The organism is Roseobacter sp. CCS2 (assembly GCF_000169435.1).
Classification (GTDB): domain Bacteria; phylum Pseudomonadota; class Alphaproteobacteria; order Rhodobacterales; family Rhodobacteraceae; genus Yoonia.
In genome coordinates, this window is the sequence record NZ_AAYB01000002.1 from 895,456 (window position 1) to 915,645 (window position 20,190).

21 protein-coding genes and 1 tRNA gene are annotated in these 20,190 nt (G+C 54.4%); 12 read left to right on the forward strand and 10 right to left on the reverse strand.

All coding sequences use genetic code 11. The annotated features are described in order from the left end of the window. Window positions 1–4 precede the first annotated feature (4 nt). On the reverse strand, window positions 5–1,027 hold the full coding sequence (gene ilvC / locus RCCS2_RS11125) for a ketol-acid reductoisomerase (protein ID WP_008234219.1): 1,023 nt from the start codon (window positions 1,025–1,027) through the stop codon (window positions 5–7). A gap of 131 nt (window positions 1,028–1,158) precedes the next feature. Here ilvC and RCCS2_RS11130 point away from each other — a divergent pair, with 131 nt between their 5' ends. From RCCS2_RS11130 to RCCS2_RS11145, 4 genes are all read left to right on the forward strand, one after another. Continuing rightward, a complete protein-coding gene (locus RCCS2_RS11130; RefSeq protein WP_008234220.1) occupies window positions 1,159–1,614 on the forward strand; it encodes an Lrp/AsnC family transcriptional regulator in 456 nt (151 codons plus the stop codon). After that, on the forward strand, window positions 1,611–2,063 hold the full coding sequence (locus RCCS2_RS11135) for an Lrp/AsnC family transcriptional regulator (protein WP_008234221.1): 453 nt from the start codon (window positions 1,611–1,613) through the stop codon (window positions 2,061–2,063). The genes RCCS2_RS11130 and RCCS2_RS11135 overlap by 4 nt, the downstream gene beginning before the upstream one ends. Before the next feature lie 69 nt (window positions 2,064–2,132). Next, window positions 2,133–2,870, forward strand: a complete 738-nt coding sequence (locus tag RCCS2_RS11140) for a GGDEF domain-containing protein (RefSeq protein WP_198007034.1) — start codon at window positions 2,133–2,135, stop codon at window positions 2,868–2,870. Window positions 2,871–2,951: 81 nt separating this feature from the next. Beyond that, the gene (locus tag RCCS2_RS11145) at window positions 2,952–4,079 is read left to right on the forward strand and encodes an aminotransferase class V-fold PLP-dependent enzyme (RefSeq protein WP_008234223.1); all 1,128 of its coding nucleotides are present in this window, start codon (window positions 2,952–2,954) and stop codon (window positions 4,077–4,079) included. On the opposite strand, the gene RCCS2_RS11150 is transcribed toward RCCS2_RS11145, so the two are convergent. Together RCCS2_RS11150 and RCCS2_RS11155 are read right to left on the reverse strand one after the other, a co-directional pair. Beyond that, the gene (locus tag RCCS2_RS11150) at window positions 4,076–5,266 is read right to left on the reverse strand and encodes a UbiH/UbiF family hydroxylase (protein ID WP_008234236.1); all 1,191 of its coding nucleotides are present in this window, start codon (window positions 5,264–5,266) and stop codon (window positions 4,076–4,078) included. The genes RCCS2_RS11145 and RCCS2_RS11150 overlap by 4 nt on opposite strands. 38 nt (window positions 5,267–5,304) lie before the next feature. Next, on the reverse strand, window positions 5,305–5,952 hold the full coding sequence (locus RCCS2_RS11155) for a pyrimidine 5'-nucleotidase (RefSeq protein WP_008234238.1): 648 nt from the start codon (window positions 5,950–5,952) through the stop codon (window positions 5,305–5,307). Window positions 5,953–6,053: 101 nt separating this feature from the next. Between RCCS2_RS11155 and RCCS2_RS11160 the strand changes: the two genes are divergently transcribed. Then, on the forward strand, window positions 6,054–6,707 hold the full coding sequence (locus RCCS2_RS11160; protein ID WP_008234239.1) for a GntR family transcriptional regulator: 654 nt from the start codon (window positions 6,054–6,056) through the stop codon (window positions 6,705–6,707). A gap of 106 nt (window positions 6,708–6,813) precedes the next feature. Here RCCS2_RS11160 and carA read toward each other — a convergent pair whose 3' ends face one another. Then, window positions 6,814–7,950: a glutamine-hydrolyzing carbamoyl-phosphate synthase small subunit gene (carA, locus tag RCCS2_RS11165; protein ID WP_008234240.1), complete on the reverse strand. Its 1,137-nt coding sequence runs from the start codon at window positions 7,948–7,950 to the stop codon at window positions 6,814–6,816. 174 nt (window positions 7,951–8,124) lie between these two features. Here carA and RCCS2_RS11170 point away from each other — a divergent pair, with 174 nt between their 5' ends. Continuing rightward, window positions 8,125–8,586: a GatB/YqeY domain-containing protein gene (locus RCCS2_RS11170; protein WP_037294057.1), complete on the forward strand. Its 462-nt coding sequence runs from the start codon at window positions 8,125–8,127 to the stop codon at window positions 8,584–8,586. 20 nt (window positions 8,587–8,606) lie between these two features. Here RCCS2_RS11170 and RCCS2_RS11175 read toward each other — a convergent pair whose 3' ends face one another. Beyond that, the gene (locus tag RCCS2_RS11175; protein WP_008234244.1) at window positions 8,607–9,095 is read right to left on the reverse strand and encodes a DUF2244 domain-containing protein; all 489 of its coding nucleotides are present in this window, start codon (window positions 9,093–9,095) and stop codon (window positions 8,607–8,609) included. Between the two features lie 128 nt (window positions 9,096–9,223). Between RCCS2_RS11175 and RCCS2_RS11180 the strand changes: the two genes are divergently transcribed. Beyond that, window positions 9,224–10,012, forward strand: a complete 789-nt coding sequence (locus RCCS2_RS11180) for a metallophosphoesterase (protein ID WP_008234247.1) — start codon at window positions 9,224–9,226, stop codon at window positions 10,010–10,012. Between the two features lie 62 nt (window positions 10,013–10,074). Here RCCS2_RS11180 and ctaD read toward each other — a convergent pair whose 3' ends face one another. After that, window positions 10,075–11,748 carry a cytochrome c oxidase subunit I gene (gene ctaD, locus RCCS2_RS11185; protein ID WP_008234249.1) on the reverse strand — a complete coding sequence of 558 codons (1,674 nt, stop codon included), beginning with the start codon at window positions 11,746–11,748 and terminating at the stop codon, window positions 10,075–10,077. Between the two features lie 236 nt (window positions 11,749–11,984). Here ctaD and RCCS2_RS11190 point away from each other — a divergent pair, with 236 nt between their 5' ends. Both RCCS2_RS11190 and RCCS2_RS11195 read left to right on the forward strand, forming a co-directional pair. Continuing rightward, complete coding sequence (locus RCCS2_RS11190) at window positions 11,985–12,623, forward strand: hypothetical protein (RefSeq protein WP_008234250.1); 639 nt, start codon at window positions 11,985–11,987, stop codon at window positions 12,621–12,623. A 74-nt stretch (window positions 12,624–12,697) separates the two neighbouring features. Next, window positions 12,698–13,831 (forward strand): carboxylate-amine ligase, encoded by a 1,134-nt coding sequence (locus RCCS2_RS11195; protein ID WP_008234251.1) that lies wholly within the window; start codon window positions 12,698–12,700, stop codon window positions 13,829–13,831. A gap of 540 nt (window positions 13,832–14,371) precedes the next feature. Here the strand turns inward: RCCS2_RS11195 and lipB are convergent. Next, a complete protein-coding gene (gene lipB, locus RCCS2_RS11200) occupies window positions 14,372–15,028 on the reverse strand; it encodes a lipoyl(octanoyl) transferase LipB (protein WP_008234252.1) in 657 nt (218 codons plus the stop codon). A gap of 105 nt (window positions 15,029–15,133) precedes the next feature. Here lipB and RCCS2_RS11205 point away from each other — a divergent pair. Next, window positions 15,134–15,220 (forward strand) — tRNA-Leu (locus tag RCCS2_RS11205). Window positions 15,221–15,256: 36 nt separating this feature from the next. Here RCCS2_RS11205 and RCCS2_RS11210 read toward each other — a convergent pair. Further along, window positions 15,257–15,799: a pseudouridine synthase gene (locus RCCS2_RS11210; protein WP_008234253.1), complete on the reverse strand. Its 543-nt coding sequence runs from the start codon at window positions 15,797–15,799 to the stop codon at window positions 15,257–15,259. A 162-nt stretch (window positions 15,800–15,961) separates the two neighbouring features. Here RCCS2_RS11210 and RCCS2_RS11215 point away from each other — a divergent pair, with 162 nt between their 5' ends. Both RCCS2_RS11215 and RCCS2_RS11220 read left to right on the forward strand, forming a co-directional pair. After that, window positions 15,962–17,242, forward strand: a complete 1,281-nt coding sequence (locus RCCS2_RS11215; protein WP_008234254.1) for a DUF3422 family protein — start codon at window positions 15,962–15,964, stop codon at window positions 17,240–17,242. Between the two features lie 65 nt (window positions 17,243–17,307). After that, entirely contained in the window at window positions 17,308–18,621 is a 1,314-nt protein-coding gene (locus RCCS2_RS11220) for a cytochrome-c peroxidase (RefSeq protein ID WP_008234255.1), read from the forward strand. Between the two features lie 88 nt (window positions 18,622–18,709). Here the strand turns inward: RCCS2_RS11220 and RCCS2_RS11225 are convergent, their stop codons facing one another. Together RCCS2_RS11225 and RCCS2_RS11230 are read right to left on the reverse strand one after the other, a co-directional pair. Further along, window positions 18,710–19,201, reverse strand: a complete 492-nt coding sequence (locus RCCS2_RS11225) for a hypothetical protein (RefSeq protein ID WP_008234256.1) — start codon at window positions 19,199–19,201, stop codon at window positions 18,710–18,712. A 273-nt stretch (window positions 19,202–19,474) separates the two neighbouring features. Continuing rightward, window positions 19,475–20,190, reverse strand: a 716-nt coding sequence (locus RCCS2_RS11230; protein ID WP_008234258.1) for a CRTAC1 family protein, incomplete at its 5' end; no start/stop codon positions are given.

Here is a 20,190-nt window from a genome sequence, read left to right on the forward strand (position 1 = left end):
TCGATCAGTTTTTCGCCTTATCAACCATTTTACCGGCCGAAATCCACGGCATCATGGCGCGTAGTTTCTCGCCAACCTGCTCAATCTCATGCTCGTCGTTGATCCGGCGTGTCGCCTTGAAGTAAGGCTGACCAACAGCATTTTCCTGCATGAAGTCACGCACGAACTTACCGGTCTGAATGTCGGTCAGCACGTCTTTCATCCGCTTCTTGGTCTCGTCATATGGCAGAATACGCGGACCAGAGACATATTCACCATACTCGGCTGTGTTCGAAATGGAGTAGTTCATGTTCGCGATCCCACCTTCATAGATCAGGTCCACGATCAGCTTGGTTTCGTGCAGGCATTCGAAATAGGCCATTTCAGGCTCGTAACCGGCCTCGACCAGCGTTTCAAAACCCATGCGGATCAGTTCAACGATACCACCGCACAGAACTGCCTGCTCACCAAAGAGGTCGGTTTCGCATTCCTGACGGAAGTTGGTTTCAATGATGCCGGACCGCCCGCCGCCAATGGCCGAACAATAGGACAGGCCGATTTCCATCGCCTTGCCGCTTTCGTCACGATCCACAGCCACCAGGCACGGCACGCCGCCGCCCTTGGTGTATTCACCGCGCACGGTGTGACCGGGGCCCTTGGGCGCCATCATGATCACATCAACGCCGGGCTTTGGTTCGATCAGGCCGAAGTGCACGTTCAGGCCGTGAGCGAAGGCAATCGCGGAGCCTTCCTTGATGTTGTCATGGACGTATTTCTTATAGGTTTCGGCCTGCAGTTCATCGGGCATTGTAAACATGATCACATCACACCAAGCAGCCGCTTCAGCGATGCCCATAACCTTCAGGCCTTCGCCTTCGGCTTTGGCCGCAGAGGGGGAGCCTTCACGCAGCGCCACAACAAGGTTTTTTGCACCGCTGTCACGCAGGTTCAGCGCGTGAGCGTGGCCTTGAGAGCCGTAGCCGAGGATGGCGACTTTTTTGTCTTTGATCAGATTCACATCGCAATCGCGATCATAATAAACGCGCATGTTGGCATTCCTTTGGTTGGTTTCTGAAGAACGTTATAGCCACTGTTTTGTATGGTGGGAGTGTTACATTATATATTTATTCGCTCAGATAGTGATTGTTATGCGCTATATAACATTTTAACAGTATTTTTATGCTTGATGATGTTGATCGCCGTTTATTGCGCCTTTTACAGGCGGACCCGACCCGTGGCGTGCCTGATTTGGCGGACGCGACAGGGCTGACACCCGCACGGATCACGCGCCGTCTGGACCGGTTGCGTGAAGACCGCATTTTGAAAAGCAGTCATGCCGTTATCAATTGGGCGGCCTTAGGTTATGCGGTCTCTGTTAGCCTGCGCATTACGTTGGACAAAACTGTTTCGCGCGCCTTTGATGAGTTTATCACAGCGGCCCGCCAAGTGCCTGAAGTGATTGAGATTCAAACCTTCTTGGGCCGTATTGATGTGCGCCTATCGCTCATCGCCAAAGACCTGCCGGATTATCAGCGGATTTACCGTGAACAGGTGCTGACCTTGCCGCACATCGCGGATATTGAGGCGCTGATGACTGTGGCTTCGGTCAAATCAGACGAAAGCCTGCCGTTATGACGCCTGATGATCTGGATTTCGCAATTTTGCGTGCGTTATCAGCCAATGCTGATCAATCGACGAAACAATTGGGTCAAAAACTGGGGCTGAGCCAGCCTGCGACATGGCGGCGTATCAAGCGTTTGCAGGATGCAGGTGTTATTGCGGGGCGCAGGTTAGAGTTGGACGCCGAGAAGGTTGGCTTTGGTGTCACGGTTTTTCTGGGGGTCAAACTTGCCACAAAGGGTCGCGTCAGCCTTGAGGATTTTGAACGTGCCATTGGCGCCATTCCCGAAGTGCAGACCGTTGATCATGTGCTGGGCCTGTATGATTACCGTTTACGCGTTGTCGCCCGCGATCTTGCAGATTTTGAACGCGTCCTGCGCCGCCGCATTATGACGATGCCGGGGGTCGGCGATGTTGAGGCAAATGTGCTTTTGTCAGAAGAGCGCAGGCCGGGCCCGATTTAATCTGCCGGTATTTACGATTTGCTGATGCTTTTGGTTCAGGGTCTGCGCCATGAATGCGGATCAGCACAAATGAAAGAGTTTTTGAGCAGTTGGCGAGGCGTTTTTGCCGCAGCGACCTTAACGACGCTGGCAAGCATCTGCGTGTCGGTCTTGATGGTTTATTTTCTGTTCCAAGGTAACGATCTGCACGCGGCCCTTAGATTGGCGCCGGTCATTTCAGTTGTTATCGCTTTTCCTGTTACGTTCTTCATCTGGTCGCAGGTGCGTAGTAATATTCAACTGAGTTTTGAACTGCAAAGAATTGTTGACCGCGACAGGTTAACGGATGTGGCGACGCGCGATTTCTTCTTTGCGCGTATGCGTGGTGACCCCAATGCTTACGGTATTTCCCTGATGGTTGATATTGATTTCTTCAAGGTTGTGAATGACACGTTTGGGCATATCGCCGGTGACAAGGTCATTAGCAGGGTCGCCGAAATACTGTATGAAAACACCCGTCCTGATGACATTGTCTGCCGTTTTGGCGGCGAAGAGTTCGTGATCTTCCTGCACCAACAAGACAAGGCTGATGGGTTTGCTATTGCTGAACGCATGCGTGAAGCAATTGCGGAAGAGGTGATCGAGTTCGACGGTCACAACCTGAGTGTCACCGTTTCAATCGGCGGTTCGCTCAAGGAACGTCTTAAAGATGTGGAATTTGCTATTCAGCAGGCGGATCAGGCGCTTTATCAGGCCAAGGCAAATGGTCGAAACCGCACCGTCTTTGCGCCGTTGAAATCAGTGGATAAAGAAAATGCGGTGGCCTGAACCAATGTGTTGTATACCGAAATAGGCTTTGCGTTGCCGCGCGTCAGGTACTAGCCATAGGCAAACGCGAAGGAGATGGCGATGGACGGAGCGCATTCACAAGTTGACCCAGATGGGCTGATGGAATTTTCGGTCGTTTTTACTGACCGGTCTTTGAACCACATGTCGCAGGTGTTTCAGGACGTCATGACCGATATCTCATCCATGTTGTGCGAGGTGTATAACGCCGATCACATCGCCCTGATCCCCGGTGGTGGCACCTATGGCATGGAAGCTGTCGCACGGCAGTTTGGTGCTGATGCGCATGCGTTTGTTGTGCGCAACGGTTGGTTTTCCTACCGGTGGAGCCAGATTTTTGAAGCGGGTAATTTTACTGCTAAAACAACCGTGATGAAGGCCCGTCAAGCAGGCAATGACACGCGCGCGCCCTTTGCCCCGGCCCCGATTGATGACGTGACCGCCGCGATTAAAGACGCGAAACCAGACGTTGTCTTCGCCCCGCATGTGGAAACGTCTGCCGGGATCATCCTGCCGGACGACTATATCAAGGCACTGGCCGATGCCGCACATGAGGTGGGTGCGCTGATGGTGCTGGATTGCATCGCCTCTGGCTGTGCCTGGGTCGATATGAAAGCGACGGGTGTTGATGTCCTGATCTCAGCCCCGCAAAAGGGGTGGTCGTCCACACCTTGTGCCGGTCTGGTGATGATGTCCGACCGCGCCACAGCGCGCATGGCTGAGACGACGTCAAATTCCTTCACTGTGGACCTTAAGAAATGGCACAGCATCATGCAGGCCTATCTGAATGGCGGCTATGCCTATCACGCCACGATGCCCACAGATGGGTTGCGGGCATTCCGCGATACGATGTTGGAAACACGTGCATTCGGATTTGAAAAGCTGAAGCAGGCGCAATGGGCCTTGGGTGATGGCGTCCGCAAGGCGTTGAAGGAGAAAGGGGTTCGGTCTGTTGCGGCTGATGGTTTTGGCGCGCCGGGTGTTGTTGTCAGCTATACCGACGATCCTGATATTCAGAACGGATCCAAATTCGCAGCCGAAGGGATGCAGATTGCTGCCGGTGTTCCGTTACAATGTGATGAGCCGGATGATTTCCGGACGTTCCGATTGGGACTGTTTGGATTGGATAAACTGTATGATGTCGATGCAACGCTCGCGCGTTTGGTGCCGGTCCTGAACAAAGTGCTTTAACCGGCGCCAAGCCCCAATTGCATCAAGGATTTACGCACAGGTGCGACGCCGTAAAGCGCCTCGATCCCTTTGGTGCGCAGGGTCTGCATCGCAGGACTGCCAGCAATCGAAGCGCGGTTGAGTGCATCAATACCTGTGACGCGCAGTTTGATATCAGGGTGACGTTTACGCGCGTAGGCGTCCAGCATCGCAGGCGCGCCAAGCTGATCGGGCTGTGCCACAGCAAGATCCAGCAAGCATGACAAATCGCGCAATGACATATTCAGCCCCTGCGCGCCAATGGGGGGCATAACATGGGCCGCTTCAGCCACCAGCGCTGTGCGCGGTGCGGTCAGATCATGCGCGATCTGACTGATGATCGGCCAAACGCTGCGCCTGCTGACCAGCTTAAGCGGGCCATAAAGAAATGCGGATCGGTCGTTTGCTGCCGTCTCAAACGCATCGTCATCAAGTGCGGCCAGCCTGTTCACCTCGGCCCCCTGTTCCATCCAGACCACGGCAGAACACGGCTTGCCATCGTGATCGGGCAGGGGCACCAGTGTGAATGGCCCGCCAGAGCGGTGAATTTCGGTCGAGACATTGTCGTGCGGGGCATCATGGGTCACAGCAAAAGTCAGTGCTTTTTGCCCGTAGCGCATCGTTTTTACGTCAATCCCCGCGCTTTGACGCACGGGTGATCCGCGGCCATCCGCGCCGATCAACAGCTTGGTGGCTACTTGGCTGCCATCGGATAGTGTGACAATTGCCTCATCACTGCGCGCCAGCATCTGGGTGAAACCAATACCGGGGCGGAAGTCAACGTTGGGCAGATCGGCCAGCCGTGCAACCATTTCCCGCCGCAAGAGCCAGTTGGGCAGATTCCATCCAAACGGCAACTCTGAGATATCGGCGGCGTTAAAGTTGCGGGTCACGTGCGCCTCTGTTCCGATATCAACAATGCGCATCACCTGTAGCGGGGTGGCAAATGCGGCAAGGTGGTTCCACAGTCCGGCGGCTTCTAAAAACTGTTGTGCAGGTTGCAGAAACGCAGTTGTGCGCAGATCAGACCCTGCGGCGTCGCCGGTGGTGACGGGGGGGGTCGGATCAATAATCGTCACGTTGAAACCGGCGGTTCCAAAAGCCGCAGCAGCGGTTAGCCCGGCGACCCCGCCGCCGGCAATGACGATATCAGTTGAATGGCGTTTCATGCCTATAACATAGGTCCTTGGCCTTGGGGCGGAAAGGGTTAGCGCACAAGCTGCGACAAGAAATCCGGCAAATGGTTCGTATGATGGTGAATGTGGTCAGCATCTTGCGGGTCGTCGTGCACATGAACCGTGCGCATCCCCAAGGCATGCGGCACCGCGAGGTTGCGTGCCTCATCCTCGAACATAGCTGCTTTTGTGGGCGTTACCCCATCTTTGGCGAAAACGGCAGAGAATGCATATTGTGTTGGTTTCGGTTTGAAATCAGCATGTTCCACCCCATAAACCGCATCAAACTGTACGGTCAGACCACGGGCGGCCAGTACGCGTTTGGCGTGATTATGAGAGCCATTTGTAAACACGATTTTGCGTCCCGGCAGCGCTTTGATGGCCTGCGACAGTGCTTGATCTTCTTCCAGATGCGAGATGTCGATGTCGTGCACATCAGCCAGAAAGTGATGCGGATCAACGTCATAATGCGCCATCAGCCCGGTAAGGGTCGACCCATATGCGGTCCAGTAATCGTGGCACAGCTTTAGCGCGCCGGCCTGATCCAGCCCGGTCAATCGTTCCACATATGCCGAAAACCGCCCGTCCATCTGGCCAAAAAGATCGGCCGATGGGGGGTAAAGCGTATTGTCGAGATCAAAAACCCATGTGTCCACATGGGCAAAATGTTTGGCTACCATTGGTGCAGATTATGCGGCGTCGTTGGCGACCGCAATCGCTTTGGCTTGATTGCGGGGCGGGCAGGGGCGTATGCTTGGTACAGCACGAAAGGTACCACCCCATGCACGACCAACGCGCGTCCCAGAAAGACGCCTATGCCCTGATCCTCGAAGCGATTGACAGCCATGTTTATAAACCCGGCGATCGGCTGGTCGAAAGTGAACTGGCCGAACGGTTTGGCGTATCGCGCACACCGATCCGAGAAGCATTGCAGCGTCTGGAAACGCAGTCGTTGCTGACGCGCGACGGGCGGTCATTGATTGTGGCGTCACTGGATCATTCCCAGCTATCAGAACTTTACGTTGTGCGCGGCGAACTGGAAGGGTTGGCCGCCCGGCTCGCGGCCCGTCACGCCACCCCCGAAGAGGTGAAGGTGCTGCGCGACATGCTTGATGATGATCAAAAGCTGGTTGGTGATCCAAAAGCGTTAAGTCGGGCCAACAGACGGTTTCACAAGCAAATACATCTTGCGTCACACAACCGTTTTTTGGTCCAGCAGTTGGATTTGGTACATCGATCTATGGCGCTTTTGGCAACAACATCCATCGCAGCAGAAGGCCGGGGGGATGAAACGCTGCAAGAACATGCAGCAATCGTCAGTGCGATTGAGGCCGGGGATGGGGACGCCGCTTATCAGGCATTGCGCGACCACATATCAGAGGCGTTTGTGACTCGCCTGAAACTGGATGCAGAAGCTGTGGAAGCTGCAGAATAGCCCTACTGCAGCCCACTTAGAAAAGTGCACGAAGCAAACCTAAACACGTCGACACACAACTAACTACTTCGTGGGTGCAATTTGACCTAAATGGGTTAATGGATGGTTAAGCGCTCATTGCTTTTACAAATCTTTCGAACAAATAATAGCTGTCCTGCGGGCCGGGACTTGCCTCTGGGTGATATTGCACGCTGAAGACCGGGCGGTTGGCGATGCGAATCCCGCAATTACTGCCATCAAACAGTGACACATGGGTTTCCTCTACGCCGTCGGGCAGGGTCTGGCTATCGACGGTGAAGCCATGGTTCATCGACGTGATCTCGACCTTGCCGGTTTCCATGTCTTTTACCGGGTGGTTCGCCCCATGATGACCGTGGTTCATCTTGATCGTCTTTGCCCCGACAGCGAGGGCCAGCATCTGGTGGCCAAGGCAGATGCCAAAGACGGGCAGGTCCGCGTCCAAAACACCTTTGATCATCGGCACCGCGTATTTCCCCGTCGCCGCCGGATCGCCCGGACCGTTGGACAGGAACACGCCGTCGGGGTTTAATGCCAATACATCTTCGGCGGTTGCTGTTGCAGGCAATACAGTCACATCGCACCCTGCACTGGCAAGGCAGCGCAAAATATTGCGCTTTGCGCCAAAATCAATCGCGACAACCTTGTGTTGAGGGTCGGTCTGCGGTGAATAGCCCTCTGGCCACGCCCACCGCATTTCATTCCATGTGTAGGACTGTGCGCAGGTTACATCTTTGGCCAGGTCAAGCCCCTCAAGCCCTTGGAAAGCCCGCGCTTTCTGGACAAGCGCCTCAATATCAAAATGCCCGTCAGGATTATGGGCCAGCGCCACATGCGGCGCGCCTTGCTGTCGGATCGCCCGTGTCAGACGGCGGGTGTCCACACCGCCCATCCCGATACGGTTACGCTTGGCCAGCCATGTCGTTAGCTCCTCGGTCGCGCGCCAGTTTGATGATTGGGTGGGGTCCCATTTCACAACCATGCCTTCGGCAACCGGGTCAGCAGTTTCATCGTCTTCGGGGTTTACACCAGTGTTGCCAATGTGGGGGAACGTGAAAGTGACAACCTGGCCCGCATAAGACGGGTCCGTCATGATTTCCTGATAACCGGTCATCGCTGTGTTAAAACAAAGCTCTGCGACGGTTTCACCGGTCGCGCCAAAACCCATACCGTAGAAGATGGTTCCATCCGCGAGGGCCAGACAAGCCGTTGGTTTCTGCGCCATAATCAATCTCCCCAGATGTCAAATTGTGCCGGGTGTACGCAGGCCGGGGGCCTTGGTCAAGGGCGGATTGCGGCCTTGCAAACAAGGGGTGACGTCGCGGCGATGGACCTTGTCACCGGGCCCTGCGCCCACTATGTTGGCTATTCGTTTGACGAAAATGTACGGGACACATTTATGGACATGCGCGACCGGGTCAATGCGGCCCTTAAGGATGCAATGCGTTCGAAAGAAGCAGATCGCCTTTCAACGCTACGGCTAATCAATGCGGCGATTAAAGACAAAGATATCGCCGCCCGCGGATCCGGCGACGATGAGGCCGGGGTCAGTAACGACGATATCCTTGCGATTATGGGCCGGATGGTCAAACAGCGCCAAGAAAGCGCGCGCGCCTATGAAGAAGGCGGGCGGCTTGAGCTGGCTGAGAAGGAATTGTCCGAGATCAAGATCATCGAGGAATTTCTGCCCAAGCAACTGAGCGAAGCCGAAGCCACCAGGGCCGTTGACGCGGCCATTGCCGAAGTTGGTGCACAGAGTATCCGGGACATGGGCAAGGTGATGGGTGTACTGAAGGGCAAATACACTGGTCGGATGGATTTCGGCAAAGCGGGTCCGATGGTCAAGGATCGCTTGGGATAGAATAGGTGGTATTGTCCGTCTTAAGGGCGTAGCGCGCTTTTGAGTTCATCGTAGAGTGCCAGCCGTTCTTCGGCATCCAGAAACGCACCAATCTCAACCTCGCGGTCGCCGCCGCGTAGCGTGATATAGTTCTCAACCGGCCCGCCTTTCGGGTGCAGATGCACAGTCACCCAATAGCGGTTCGCTTCCCATTCCTGTGTGTCGCCTTTGGGATTGTGCCGGGTAAGTTGCGCGCGCGCTTCATCCACTGTGAGTTCTTCCAATACCTCACCACGACGGTAGCTGACATGCAGCGCATACCAGACGCCCGCGATCATTAGCCCAAAGAACGGCAGCAGCCCCCACATCACAGCTTGTCCGATCAGCGTCAGTAAAGGCAACGATACCAGTGCTGCGGTGCCGCCGATGAACAGAACAAAATCCTTACGCAGCAATGACCGATAGGGCCAAAGGCTAAGTTGCCATTCGACTTTTTCGTATGGTGGTTCTGGGGTCCATTCGTAAGGCATAAATTGGTTTTATCGTGGTCAGCGTCAGGATCAACCGTGGCAGACAGTCGCTTCTGCGGAACATTGCGATCCGGATGGGTGTACGCCAAGCTTGGTGGGGTAAGCAATCGACATAGAACAGGCGCGCAATGACAAAGATTATCTGGATGTCAGATCCGCATTTCCAAATGACCGGTACCATAGATGGGTTGGATCCACGTGTGCGGTTGAAGGCCGCCATTACGTATCTCAATACTCATTACACTGATGCTGATTTTGCGGTGCTGACGGGCGATTTGGTGGGGGACGACATTGTCGAAGACTACACCGGCATTGCCGAATACCTGGCGAAATCTCAGGTTTCGATTTACCCCCTGATGGGTAACAATGATGAACGTGAAAGCTTTCGTGCGCATTTACCGCTGCCCGCTGATGGGATGCCTGATTTCATACAGTACGTCGTGGATACCCCGGATCAGACATTTATCTGCCTTGATACACATAAAGTAGGATCGCATGCGGGGCAGTTTTGCAGCGCGCGCCAAGCGTGGCTGGATCAGGTGCTTGCCAAAGACCCGCTAAAGCCTGCCTATATCTTCATGCACCATCCGCCGCTTAATTTGGGGTTGCCACCGCAAGATGAAATCATGCTGGAAGATAGTGACGCATTTCTGGATATCGTCAGCGCACACAACAACGTCAAACACTTGTTCATGGGGCATGTGCATCGCCCAACGGCAGGGACGGTGAAAGGCATTCCATTTGCAACGATCGGGGCCTTGTCGTTTCAGGCGCCAGCACCCCAACCAGCTTGGCATTGGGACAGTTTTGTTCTGGCCAAAGAGGCCCCACAACTAGGCGTTTTGCTGATTGAGAACGACAAAGTTGTCCTGCAATACACCCAGTTTTGCGACTACGACGTTGGCGTTGAAACCTAGGCGCAAATGAAAAAGGCCCCGCCAAATTGGCAGGGCCTTTTCTATTCAATACTCAACAACCGTCAGTGCGAATGCTGCTTATCCCAGTCAGACTGCTTTGGTAGCGTTTCGAACGTGTGCTCTGGTGGTGGGGACGGCAGTGTCCACTCCAGCGTATCTGCATATTCGTTCCAAGGGTTGTTCTCGGTCACGCGCTTGCCCTTGGTCAGGGTCCAGACCATCACGCCGATGAAGAACAGGAACGAAGCGAATGACAGGAATGCACCCCAGCTTGAGATGTAGTTCCAATATGCAAATGCTTCTGGGTAGTCGATGTAGCGGCGTGGCATCCCCTGACGGCCCAGAAAGTGCTGTGGGAAGAACGTCAGGTTTGCACCAATGAACATCGCCCAGAAGTGCAGCTTGCCTGCCCATTCAGGATACATGCGGCCCGACATTTTCGGCAGGTAAAAGTAGATACCCGCAAAGATCGAGAAGACCGCACCAAGGCTCATCACATAGTGGAAGTGGGCCACAACATAGTAGGTGTCGTGATACACACGGTCCACACCGGCCTGTGACAACACGATGCCTGTGACACCGCCCAAAGTGAACAGGAACAGAAAGCCCATTGCCCAAAGCATTGGTGTTTTAAATTCAACAGAACCGCCCCACATGGTCGCGATCCAGCTAAAGATCTTCACACCTGTCGGCACTGCGATGACCATGGTTGCCAGCATAAAGTAGGACTGCTGCGTCAACGACATACCCACTGTGTACATGTGGTGTGCCCAAACGACAAAGCCCAGAACACCGATGGCAACCATCGCGTAAACCATCGGCAGATAGCCAAAGATAGGCTTGCGGCTGAAGGTTGCGATGATGTGGCTGATGATACCAAAACCAGGAATGATGATGATGTATACTTCCGGGTGCCCGAAGAACCACAAAATGTGCTGATAAAGAACCGGGTCACCACCACCCTCTGGTTGGAAGAATGTTGTGCCAAAGTTCCGGTCAGTCAGCAGCATGGTAATCGCACCGGCCAAAACAGGCAGGGCGAGAAGGATCAACCAAGCGGTGACAAAGATCGACCAGGCAAACAGCGGCACCTTGTGCAGCGTCATGCCGGGTGCGCGCATGTTCAGGAACGTCGTGATCATGTTGATCGCACCAAGGATTGATGACGCACCTGATAAGTGCACCGCAAAGATCGCGAGGTCCATCGACATGCCAGTCTCGGACGTGGACAGCGGCGCATACATCACCCAGCCAACGCCAGAACCGGCCTGACCATTGCCACCGGGGGCCAGCATGGACGCCACACCAAGAGATGCACCGGCCACGAACATCCAGTAAGACAGGTTGTTCAGACGTGGGAATGCCATATCCGGCGCACCGATTTGCAATGGCATGAAATAGTTACCAAAGCCGCCAAAGAGGGCTGGAATAACCACAAAGAACATCATCAAGATACCGTGGTAGGTGATCAAAACGTTCCAAAGGTGGCCGTTCGGCGTACATGTTCCGGCCTCGGCTGCGAACAAACGTGCGCCTTCAAGACACATGTATTGCACGCCGGGCTCCATCAGCTCCATGCGCATGTAAACGGTAAAGGCGACCGAGATAAAGCCAAGGATACCTGCTGTGAACAGGTACAAAATGCCGATATCTTTATGGTTTGTGGACATAAACCAGCGGGTAAAGAAACCACGCTCGTCTTCGTGTGTGTCGCCGTGGATGGCTGCGTCTGCCATTTGGCTCTCCTCGTATTGGCTACTTTGAACACCGCCGAGTCGTTGCACGGCAATCGTTTGGCATCGTTCTAAAGAGTTGGGGTTTAAGGAGCAATAAGCGATACGCCTTTGCATTGGGTTATATTGGCGCAGTCAAAAAGCTGGCTTTGCACAAAAAATACCAAGATTGGCCTGTGCAATTGAACAATCATGGGCGATGTGTTGGCACATGATCCAGAACGAAAGCGAACACTCTGATGACAGACGCCAAAGCCCGATTTGACCTGTTGTGGTGCGGCTTTGTTGTTTGCCTGCTGTTGGTCCTTGTCACCGTTGCGCACATGCAAATCACGATTTGGTCTGACTACGTTGGTTTTTCCAGCAACCGTGATTTCTATTTCAGCGTGCGGCACCCGGTCCGGGCGATGATCCGCGATGGTATATTCCTGTCAGGATTGGCTGGCATTGGCACTGGGCTGTTTTTACTATGGCGACGGTCGCGATATGTGGCGCTGCAAGGATTATTGGTGATTGCAGGCACCTGCGTCAGCTTTTGCTTGATGATCATGTTGTTGATATTTGTGTTCACAATCTTTGTGCTACTGCGTGGCGACGCGGATATGCGAAATATCGTAACCATCATTTTGCAAATGCTGCCGTCGGTTACTGCATTGGTCGCGATCAGTTTGTTTTTTAAGCGTGTCAGGCAACATGCCAAAGGGCTGCGATGGTGTCTCGGGGTCAGTATGGCGGTGTTAAGCGCGCAGGGCATCTGGTTGCTGGACGACGGCGTGTACAGTTTTTTGTTGGTTGCCGCTATCTGTATCGCGGTTCTTGCGACCATTGTTGTATTGGTACTGAGTGGCGACAAATCACACCGTGAAAAGGCCCTGTAACCTCTTTTTATTACTAATCCCCTCGCCGTGACGCAACATCCGGTCTAGGTTGAAGTTTCAGAGTGGGGGTAGCAATGGCATCACAGGCACCAGAATTCACGATCGGCATCGAAGAAGAATATCTGCTGGTTGATCAGGAAACCTACGCGCTGGCCCATGCGCCTGACGCTTTGATTGATGCCTGTAAGAAAGACCTCGCCAGCAAGGTCAGTCCAGAATTCCTGCAATGCCAGATTGAGATCGGGACAGGCGTTTGTCATACAATCAGCGAGGCCCGCGAAGATTTGGCCCATCTGCGGCGCACCGTGGCCCGCCATGCCGCAGAATACGGGCTGGCACCGATTGCCGCCTCTTGCCATCCCATTGCGGATTGGAAGGACCAGACCCACACGGATAAAGAACGCTATCATCAACTGCGCCGCGATCTGGCCGGGGTCGCGCGGCGTATGCTGATTTGTGGGATGCATGTGCATGTCGGCATTCCTGATGAAGAAATGCGGATTAAATTAGTTAATCAACTCAAATACTTCCTGCCGCATCTTCATGCGCTTTCAACGTCATCGCCGTATTGGCAGGGCGAAGACACCGGGATGAATTCCTATCGCCTGACAGTGTTTGACAACCTGCCGCGCACTGGATTGCCGCCCCTGATGGACGACTGGGCACAGTTTTCGTCTACTGTCGAAACGCTTGTTAATCTTGGTTTGATCGAGGACGCCTCAAAAATCTGGTGGGATCTGCGGCCATCATCAAAATACCCAACAATTGAATCGCGTATTTGTGACGTGACGCCCCGAATGGAAGTCACATTGACACTGGCCGCCTTGACCCAATGCCTCACACGGATGTTGTGGCGCAAATCGACCGAAGGGGACGGCTGGCGCGTTGTGCAAAACTTTATGGTGGGCGAAAACCGGTGGCGGGCCCAACGATATGGTGTGTCCGAGGGGCTGATAGATTTCGGACGCAAAGAACTGATCCCGTTTTCTCAGGCGGTGGATGAGATCATTGAACTGATTAGCGAAGACGCCAAAGCACTGTATTGCGTGGCCGAGGTAAACGCCGCCCGCGATATTCTGACGAACGGCACAAGCGCGGACCAACAGCGCAAAGTCTACGCCGCGGCCATGGATGGCGGGGCAAGCGAGAAAGAAGCGCTGAAAGCCGTCGTGGCATCATTGGTGGCCGATTTCGGCGCTGATTTGTAACCGCAAACTGCATCGGTCGATAGTCGGCGCAGACATCGCAACGGTTTCATTGGGTGGACTTATCCCTTAAACCGAGTGCAATTTTAGATTGTTCCAAGGTGTTGCTATGCCCGTCTACCTCGAAGGTGTCGCCGTCCAGTTTTATCGCGGCATCGGCCCCAAAACCCAGTATATCGTGAGCGTCCGTTGAACCCCTATTATCTTGAAAAATCAGCCACGGTTATTATCTAACAATAACAGCGGTGAAATCATCGGGTTATTCTTGAAGCGTGTTGGAACTTCTTTTCTCTTTCTTTTATTCGGTTGCTGAAGGGTTAAATCTTTGGGTCAACAGTGCTGAACAAAGCTCAGACATCCTCAGCGAAGATGATGATGTTTCAAAAAAAACAATAAGATAATCAGTCTTATACACCCAAGTCGACAAAGCCGGTGCCGCTGCAACGGTATGCGCCGCACTTGCTGATTTTGGGGTTCTTGATCTGCGTGATCGCGTGCCCGCATTGGCAAATATGACTTGGGCGGCAAATGGGTTGGAGCGACCTAATCCATACTACTCATCGTCGTGTCGAACGCAGCCTGCAACGCCACGTCCAGATCACCCATCGTTACTGGCAATCCTAGATCGACCAGTGACGTGACGCCGTGGTCGCGGATACCGCAAGGGACGATCCCGTCAAAATGGCTAAGGTCCGGTTCTACGTTAATCGATAGCCCGTGAAACGATACCCATTTGCGCAGGCGGATACCCAGGGCGGCGATCTTGTCTTCGGCAAGCGAACCGTCCGGGCTCAAAGGCTTGTCAGGGCGCTCCACCCATACGCCCACACGCCCGACGCGGATTTCGCCTTTGACGTTGAACGTATCCAGGGTCGCTATCACCCAAGTCTCAAGGTCTTTAACAAACTGGCGCACATCACGCCCGCGTTTGCCCACATTGAGCATAATATAAACCACCCGCTGGCCCGGCCCATGATAGGTATATTCGCCACCGCGCCGTGCCTCGTAGACGGGAAAGCGATCAGGATCGACAAGATCGTCAGGTTTCGCCGATGTGCCAGACGTATAAAGGGGCGGGTGTTCAAGCAGCCAAATGCACTCATCCGCCGTACCGTCGATGATCCCGGCAACACGAGCGTCCATGAAAGCCAGCGCTTCATCATAGTCGGTCAGGCCGTCAGTTGTGATCCATTCCACCATGATGTTGGCGTACCCTTGCGTTTGCGCAATGAAAAGGGGGTGATTTCTCTCTTGGCATCGCAAATCCGCTCGTCTATGAGTGCCGCACTTACCAGCCTTGGACACGCGGTCGTGGCGGAATTGGTAGACGCGCAGCGTTGAGGTCGCTGTGAGGTAACACTCGTGGGGGTTCGAGTCCCCCCGACCGCACCAGAACTTTCTGACATGCAGATCGACATGACCGTAGCGTCAGGTCTCAATCCAGGTCCCGCTTTCAATCCCGTCCAATGTCCAATTCCCAATCCGCCAGCGGACAAGCCTGAGGGTCGGAAACCCTATATGCGCTGTCATACGCCGCACCTGCCGATTGCGCCCTTCGCTGATCGTTATCTCGATCCACGTATCGGGGACTGATTTGCGAAACCGCACGGGCGGATCACGGTCCCATAGCTGTGGCGGATCAATCAACCGTAACTTTGCGGGCCGGGTGGGGCCGTCTTTGAGTGTCACACCGTCGCGCAGCAAGCTGAGGTCTTTCTCGGTCGGCTCGCCCTCGACCTGCACAAAATAGGTTTTACTCATCTTGTTTTTGGGGGCCGCAATGCGCGCCTGCAACTTTCCATCATCGGTCAACACCAACAGCCCCTCGCTGTCGCGGTCTAACCGACCAGCAGGATAGACGCCCGGTACATCAATGAACGCTGACAGTGTCGGCCGGGGTGTTGGGCTTTTGGCGTCTGTGAACTGCGACAGCACACCAAATGGTTTATTGAAAAGGATGACACGTGCCATGACCCTGCCTAACGTGGGGCGCAAGTGGCGTCTAGACGATCCCTGCAAAGCTACGGTATACTGTTGTACTCTAGTAAGTATCTAATAATTAACACAATTTTAGTTTACATGCGGCGAAATGACACTAGTTTACACTTAAAGTTATTAGCAAAGGTTCAGGCCATGCCGCCGATCGAAGACCACCCGCTCCGCTATGCGATGGCGAATGAATTGCATGCACGCCCGTTTCCTTCGGTCGACACACCCAGCCGGGCCGCCTATCTGGCGATCAAACCTGCCAGCAATGCTGCCAGCCGTGACCGAAATGCAGATCGCGCCCATCTGATTGATTTGCTGGACCGTTTTGGCGCGCAGCACCCGCAACCAGATGCAACGCATTACTTTGGCACAATTGGCAAGCACCAGCTAAAGTGGGAAAGCCATACTGAATTTGTGACCTATACTGTGTTTGGCGAAGGTTTGGCAGAGCGTCCTTTTGATGCCGCCACCTTTGGGGTGTTCCCCCAAGACTGGCTTGAGGCAGCACCGGGCACGCGCGTCACGTCCGCCTTGATCCGGATTGAGGTCGCGGATGGTGATGATGGTATCATTGAAAAGGCCCGCGACTGGTTTGTGCCAGAAAGCCTCGCCATTAGTCGGGTGATTGAGGATGATCTGGTCGTCGCAGGTGATTTCCGCATTGATCCCGCTGGGCATATGCGTTTTGCGGTTTTCGCCCGCCCCCATGTTGGTAACCGGCGTGTGGGCCGCGTTGTGCAGCGTCTGTGCGAGATTGAGACGTATAAGGCCATGTCGATGCTGGGCCTGTACCGGGTCCGCGAATTGGGCCCCAAGATGGGTGAGTTTGATACGCGCTTGACCAGCTTGCTTGAGGATATGCGCGGCTCTGATGCGGATCCTGCCCGCGTCTTGCAATCGTTGCTTGAGGTGTCGGCCGAGATTGAAAATACGATTGCGCAATCGTCATTCCGTTTCGGTGCAGCAGGGGCTTACGAGAAGATTGTAAACCAGCGGATCAATGTTTTACGCGAAGAACGGTTCACCGGGCGCCAGACCTTTGGCGAATTCATGATGCGCCGTTTTGATCCTGCAATGCGCACGGTCAAATCCACACAACAGCGTTTGCAAGCCATGTCTGACCGGGCCTTACGCGCGGGCGATCTGTTGCGTACACAGGTTGATGTCGAACGGTCGGCCCAGAACCAGGAATTGCTGACCAGCATGGACAAACGTGCCGACCTGCAACTGCGCTTGCAGCGCACGGTTGAAGGGTTGTCTGTTGTCGCGATCAGCTATTATGCCGTCAATCTGGTGTTGAATATGACTGGCCCGCTGGAAGAAGCCTTTGGCGTTGGCAAGGTCACTATGGCAGCGTTGGCAACGCCAATTGTGCTGGCGTTGGTCTGGTATCTGGTTAATCGCATTCGCAACAGCATGGAATGATACCGCGCACTTGTGTGGCGGATGATCCGTGTTAACCATGATCCAAGGTCGTGGGCGGGAAAGTAATGCGGACAGTTTTTGGCATAGTGGCAGTGTTTGGCGCGGGCATCGCGTGCGCGGATAGCATTCCTGCACCTTTAACTGACGCCGATTTTATGCCTGTGGACGCGGCAGAGGCCCGTTTGGGTCAGTTGTTGTTCTATGATCCCATATTGTCCGGCAACCGCAACGTATCATGTGGCACGTGTCACCACCCGGCCTTTGGAACCGGTGACGGCTTATCCTTGGGGCTTGGCGATGGTGGCATCGGATTGGGTCCGCAACGGGTGGCTGATCCTGACAATATGCCAGAGCAGCGTATTCCAAGGAACGCCCCTGCGCTTTTTAACCTTGGCGCGCGTGAATTCACCGTCCTGTTTCATGATGGCCGGATCGAGGTTGATCCTGATCGCCCCGGCGGGCTGCGTACGCCATTGGACGCAGATATGGTCACTGGCTTTGCGTCGTTGCTGTCTGCCCAAACCATGTTTCCAGTTCTCAGCCCCGATGAAATGGCCGGGCATTACAGTGAGAACGATGTCGCGCAAGCCGTGCGGCGTGGCGTGATCACCGGTGAGGGGGGCGCATGGGATATCATCGCGCACCGCGTGGGTAACAACTCCGCGTACCATGACCAGTTTCTGGCTGTCTATGATCATATTGACGGGCCAGAGCAGATCACATTCGCCGATATCTCAAACGCCATTGCGGCCTTCATGGCATTTGAATGGCGTTCTGATACGGCACCTTTTGATGCGGTCCTGCGCGGTGAAGCTACGTTGGCCGAACCCGCCGCCACAGGGATGGATTTGTTTTACGGTGCTGCGGGTTGCGCGAACTGCCACAGCGGCCCGTTCCTGACCGACCATGATTTTCATGCTATGGCCGCCCCGCAAATCGGCCCCGGCAAAGCGGCCCGGTTTGAAAGTCATGCGCGCGATGAAGGGCGGTTCCGGGTCACGGGAAATCCGGATGACCTTTATGCGTTCCGCACCCCGTCACTACGCAATGTCGCGATCACTGGACCCTATGGGCACGCAGGCGCGCATCGTGATTTACGCAGCTTTGTCGAGGCGCATGTTGATCCGATCACAGCGCTGGAAAGCTATGATCTAAGCAACGCATTGCTGCCAGCGCTTGCTGTTGATGACACACGCGGGTTTGCTGACAAAAAGGCCATTACAGGTGCGGTTACCTACGCACCGCGTGACATCAGCGATGCAGATGTTACCGCATTGATGGCATTTCTGGATACGCTCACCGATCCGGTTTCACGTAAGGGCCGATTGGGTATTCCGGACACCGTGCCAAGCGGCCTGCCTGTGGACCGCCTGCGTTAATCGGGAAAGCCAGACGGCAATACGGCGAATCCAATTTTAGCACACACTGGGTACAATTATTACCTTGGTCGAGATCGCTATTTTGCAGCTAGCAGCCTCTTGGCTCGTAAAGGCATTCCCCTGTCCCTTCACGCGTGACGGTTGATGTACGCGGCGACCCATTTGGCGGCATCTCAACACCTGTGGCCAACACAAAATCTTCTGAAAACGCGCCATCAAATCCGGCAGGCCACCGGGTAAATTGCCGATCAATGCGATAAAGCCCTTCAGCTGTCAGGGTGATGAAACCATCTTGTTTCAACTGGAGCAGACCCGCATAGCGCGGCATGACATCGTAGCGCAGGACAGGTTCAACGCTGATCACCTGATCGACGTCCATCGAGACAACACCATAAGGATAATGCCGATACAGGTCGCGTGCAGCCGAGATTTCGGCCTCATCAATAGTATAGTCGCCATTCAGATCAAATCTAAGGAAGCCAGCCAATATTTGCGCACGCTGTGTGGATTGTCGCAAGCGATGCTCTTGCTCAACCAGTTCCTCATAAAAGACGCCTGTCGGCGAATGCTGGTAAAGCATTTCGATGTATTTGGCGATTTCCCGTCAGGATCACTCAGGAAGTGTTCGATTATATCCGGATGGAATTCTGTATCGTTTTGAGGGTGCGCTGAATGTGCTGCGCCTACCAGAAGTAGAAAAGCAAGAATGAAGGCTCTCATGTTCACTCCGGTCGTCGATCATGTCGATTGCAATTTGATAGTAGCGGCTCAACCGCACAGGCCAAGCTGTCTTGTAGTCTAGGGCAGGTCTGATCGTGATAAATTCGCATAGAAGCGTTGTAAAGTCATACAGTTAGCGGCTGATATATAGCGTTTGGTTTGCCGTGTCTTGGTGTGTCGTGATCGCGCCGTCAGGCCACGTGACCTCAATTGTTGCCTCTGACGCATCGGCCAGTCCAAAGTGTAATGGCAGGGCTTTGCCGCCCGCGTGCCCACCGCCAACAGTCAATTGCTGGCTTTGGCTGATCGTATTGGTTTGAACGATTACGGTCGCACCAACCGCATGCAGGTTGGCACCCGCTTGGCTTAGACTGATGCCAAGCCAATGGCCCGTATCGGGCGTGATATTGCGATAAAGTTCCATCGGTGCGCGCCGGTTCACGACCACCAAATCCAAACGCCCGTCGCCATCAAAATCGGCCAAAGCCGCACCGCGTGACCGTTCTTTTGTTGCGACACCGGCTGTGCTGGCCGTTTCGCGAAACGTGCCGTCAGTATTTTGCATCAGAAGGTTATTGGGATCTTTGATCGCCAAACCCGGCATCTGATCCACATTCCCCTTGGCGATAAACAAATCTGCCCGCCCATCATTATCGACATCTGCAAACTCTGCATGCCAGCCGGTGGATGGGCGCCCATCATCGCCCGTATGCGGACGCTGCGCGTAGGTGCCAATGGTAAAGGGGGCAGGGGCGTAAGTGCCATCTGCGCCCGCGATCTGCATCAACTGATCCCCCATGGACGTCAACATCACCTCATCCCGGCCATCACCCGTCAGGTCACGACTGG

Excerpts from the sequence above, each read along its gene's own strand:
- ilvC (WP_008234219.1), bottom strand. The coding sequence starts at position 1,027 with ATGCGCGTTTATTATGATCGCGATTGCGATGTGAATCTGATCAAAGAC.
- RCCS2_RS11130 (WP_008234220.1), top strand. The coding sequence starts at position 1,159 with ATGCTTGATGATGTTGATCGCCGTTTATTGCGCCTTTTACAGGCGGAC.
- RCCS2_RS11135 (WP_008234221.1), top strand. The coding sequence starts at position 1,611 with ATGACGCCTGATGATCTGGATTTCGCAATTTTGCGTGCGTTATCAGCC.
- RCCS2_RS11140 (WP_198007034.1), top strand. The coding sequence starts at position 2,133 with ATGAAAGAGTTTTTGAGCAGTTGGCGAGGCGTTTTTGCCGCAGCGACC.
- RCCS2_RS11145 (WP_008234223.1), top strand. The coding sequence starts at position 2,952 with ATGGACGGAGCGCATTCACAAGTTGACCCAGATGGGCTGATGGAATTT.
- RCCS2_RS11150 (WP_008234236.1), bottom strand. The coding sequence starts at position 5,266 with ATGAAACGCCATTCAACTGATATCGTCATTGCCGGCGGCGGGGTCGCC.
- RCCS2_RS11155 (WP_008234238.1), bottom strand. The coding sequence starts at position 5,952 with ATGGTAGCCAAACATTTTGCCCATGTGGACACATGGGTTTTTGATCTC.
- RCCS2_RS11160 (WP_008234239.1), top strand. The coding sequence starts at position 6,054 with ATGCACGACCAACGCGCGTCCCAGAAAGACGCCTATGCCCTGATCCTC.
- carA (WP_008234240.1), bottom strand. The coding sequence starts at position 7,950 with ATGGCGCAGAAACCAACGGCTTGTCTGGCCCTCGCGGATGGAACCATC.
- RCCS2_RS11170 (WP_037294057.1), top strand. The coding sequence starts at position 8,125 with ATGGACATGCGCGACCGGGTCAATGCGGCCCTTAAGGATGCAATGCGT.
- RCCS2_RS11175 (WP_008234244.1), bottom strand. The coding sequence starts at position 9,095 with ATGCCTTACGAATGGACCCCAGAACCACCATACGAAAAAGTCGAATGG.
- RCCS2_RS11180 (WP_008234247.1), top strand. The coding sequence starts at position 9,224 with ATGACAAAGATTATCTGGATGTCAGATCCGCATTTCCAAATGACCGGT.
- ctaD (WP_008234249.1), bottom strand. The coding sequence starts at position 11,748 with ATGGCAGACGCAGCCATCCACGGCGACACACACGAAGACGAGCGTGGT.
- RCCS2_RS11190 (WP_008234250.1), top strand. The coding sequence starts at position 11,985 with ATGACAGACGCCAAAGCCCGATTTGACCTGTTGTGGTGCGGCTTTGTT.
- RCCS2_RS11195 (WP_008234251.1), top strand. The coding sequence starts at position 12,698 with ATGGCATCACAGGCACCAGAATTCACGATCGGCATCGAAGAAGAATAT.
- lipB (WP_008234252.1), bottom strand. The coding sequence starts at position 15,028 with ATGGTGGAATGGATCACAACTGACGGCCTGACCGACTATGATGAAGCG.
- RCCS2_RS11210 (WP_008234253.1), bottom strand. The coding sequence starts at position 15,799 with ATGGCACGTGTCATCCTTTTCAATAAACCATTTGGTGTGCTGTCGCAG.
- RCCS2_RS11215 (WP_008234254.1), top strand. The coding sequence starts at position 15,962 with ATGCCGCCGATCGAAGACCACCCGCTCCGCTATGCGATGGCGAATGAA.
- RCCS2_RS11220 (WP_008234255.1), top strand. The coding sequence starts at position 17,308 with ATGCGGACAGTTTTTGGCATAGTGGCAGTGTTTGGCGCGGGCATCGCG.
- RCCS2_RS11225 (WP_008234256.1), bottom strand. The coding sequence starts at position 19,201 with ATGCTTTACCAGCATTCGCCGACAGGCGTCTTTTATGAGGAACTGGTT.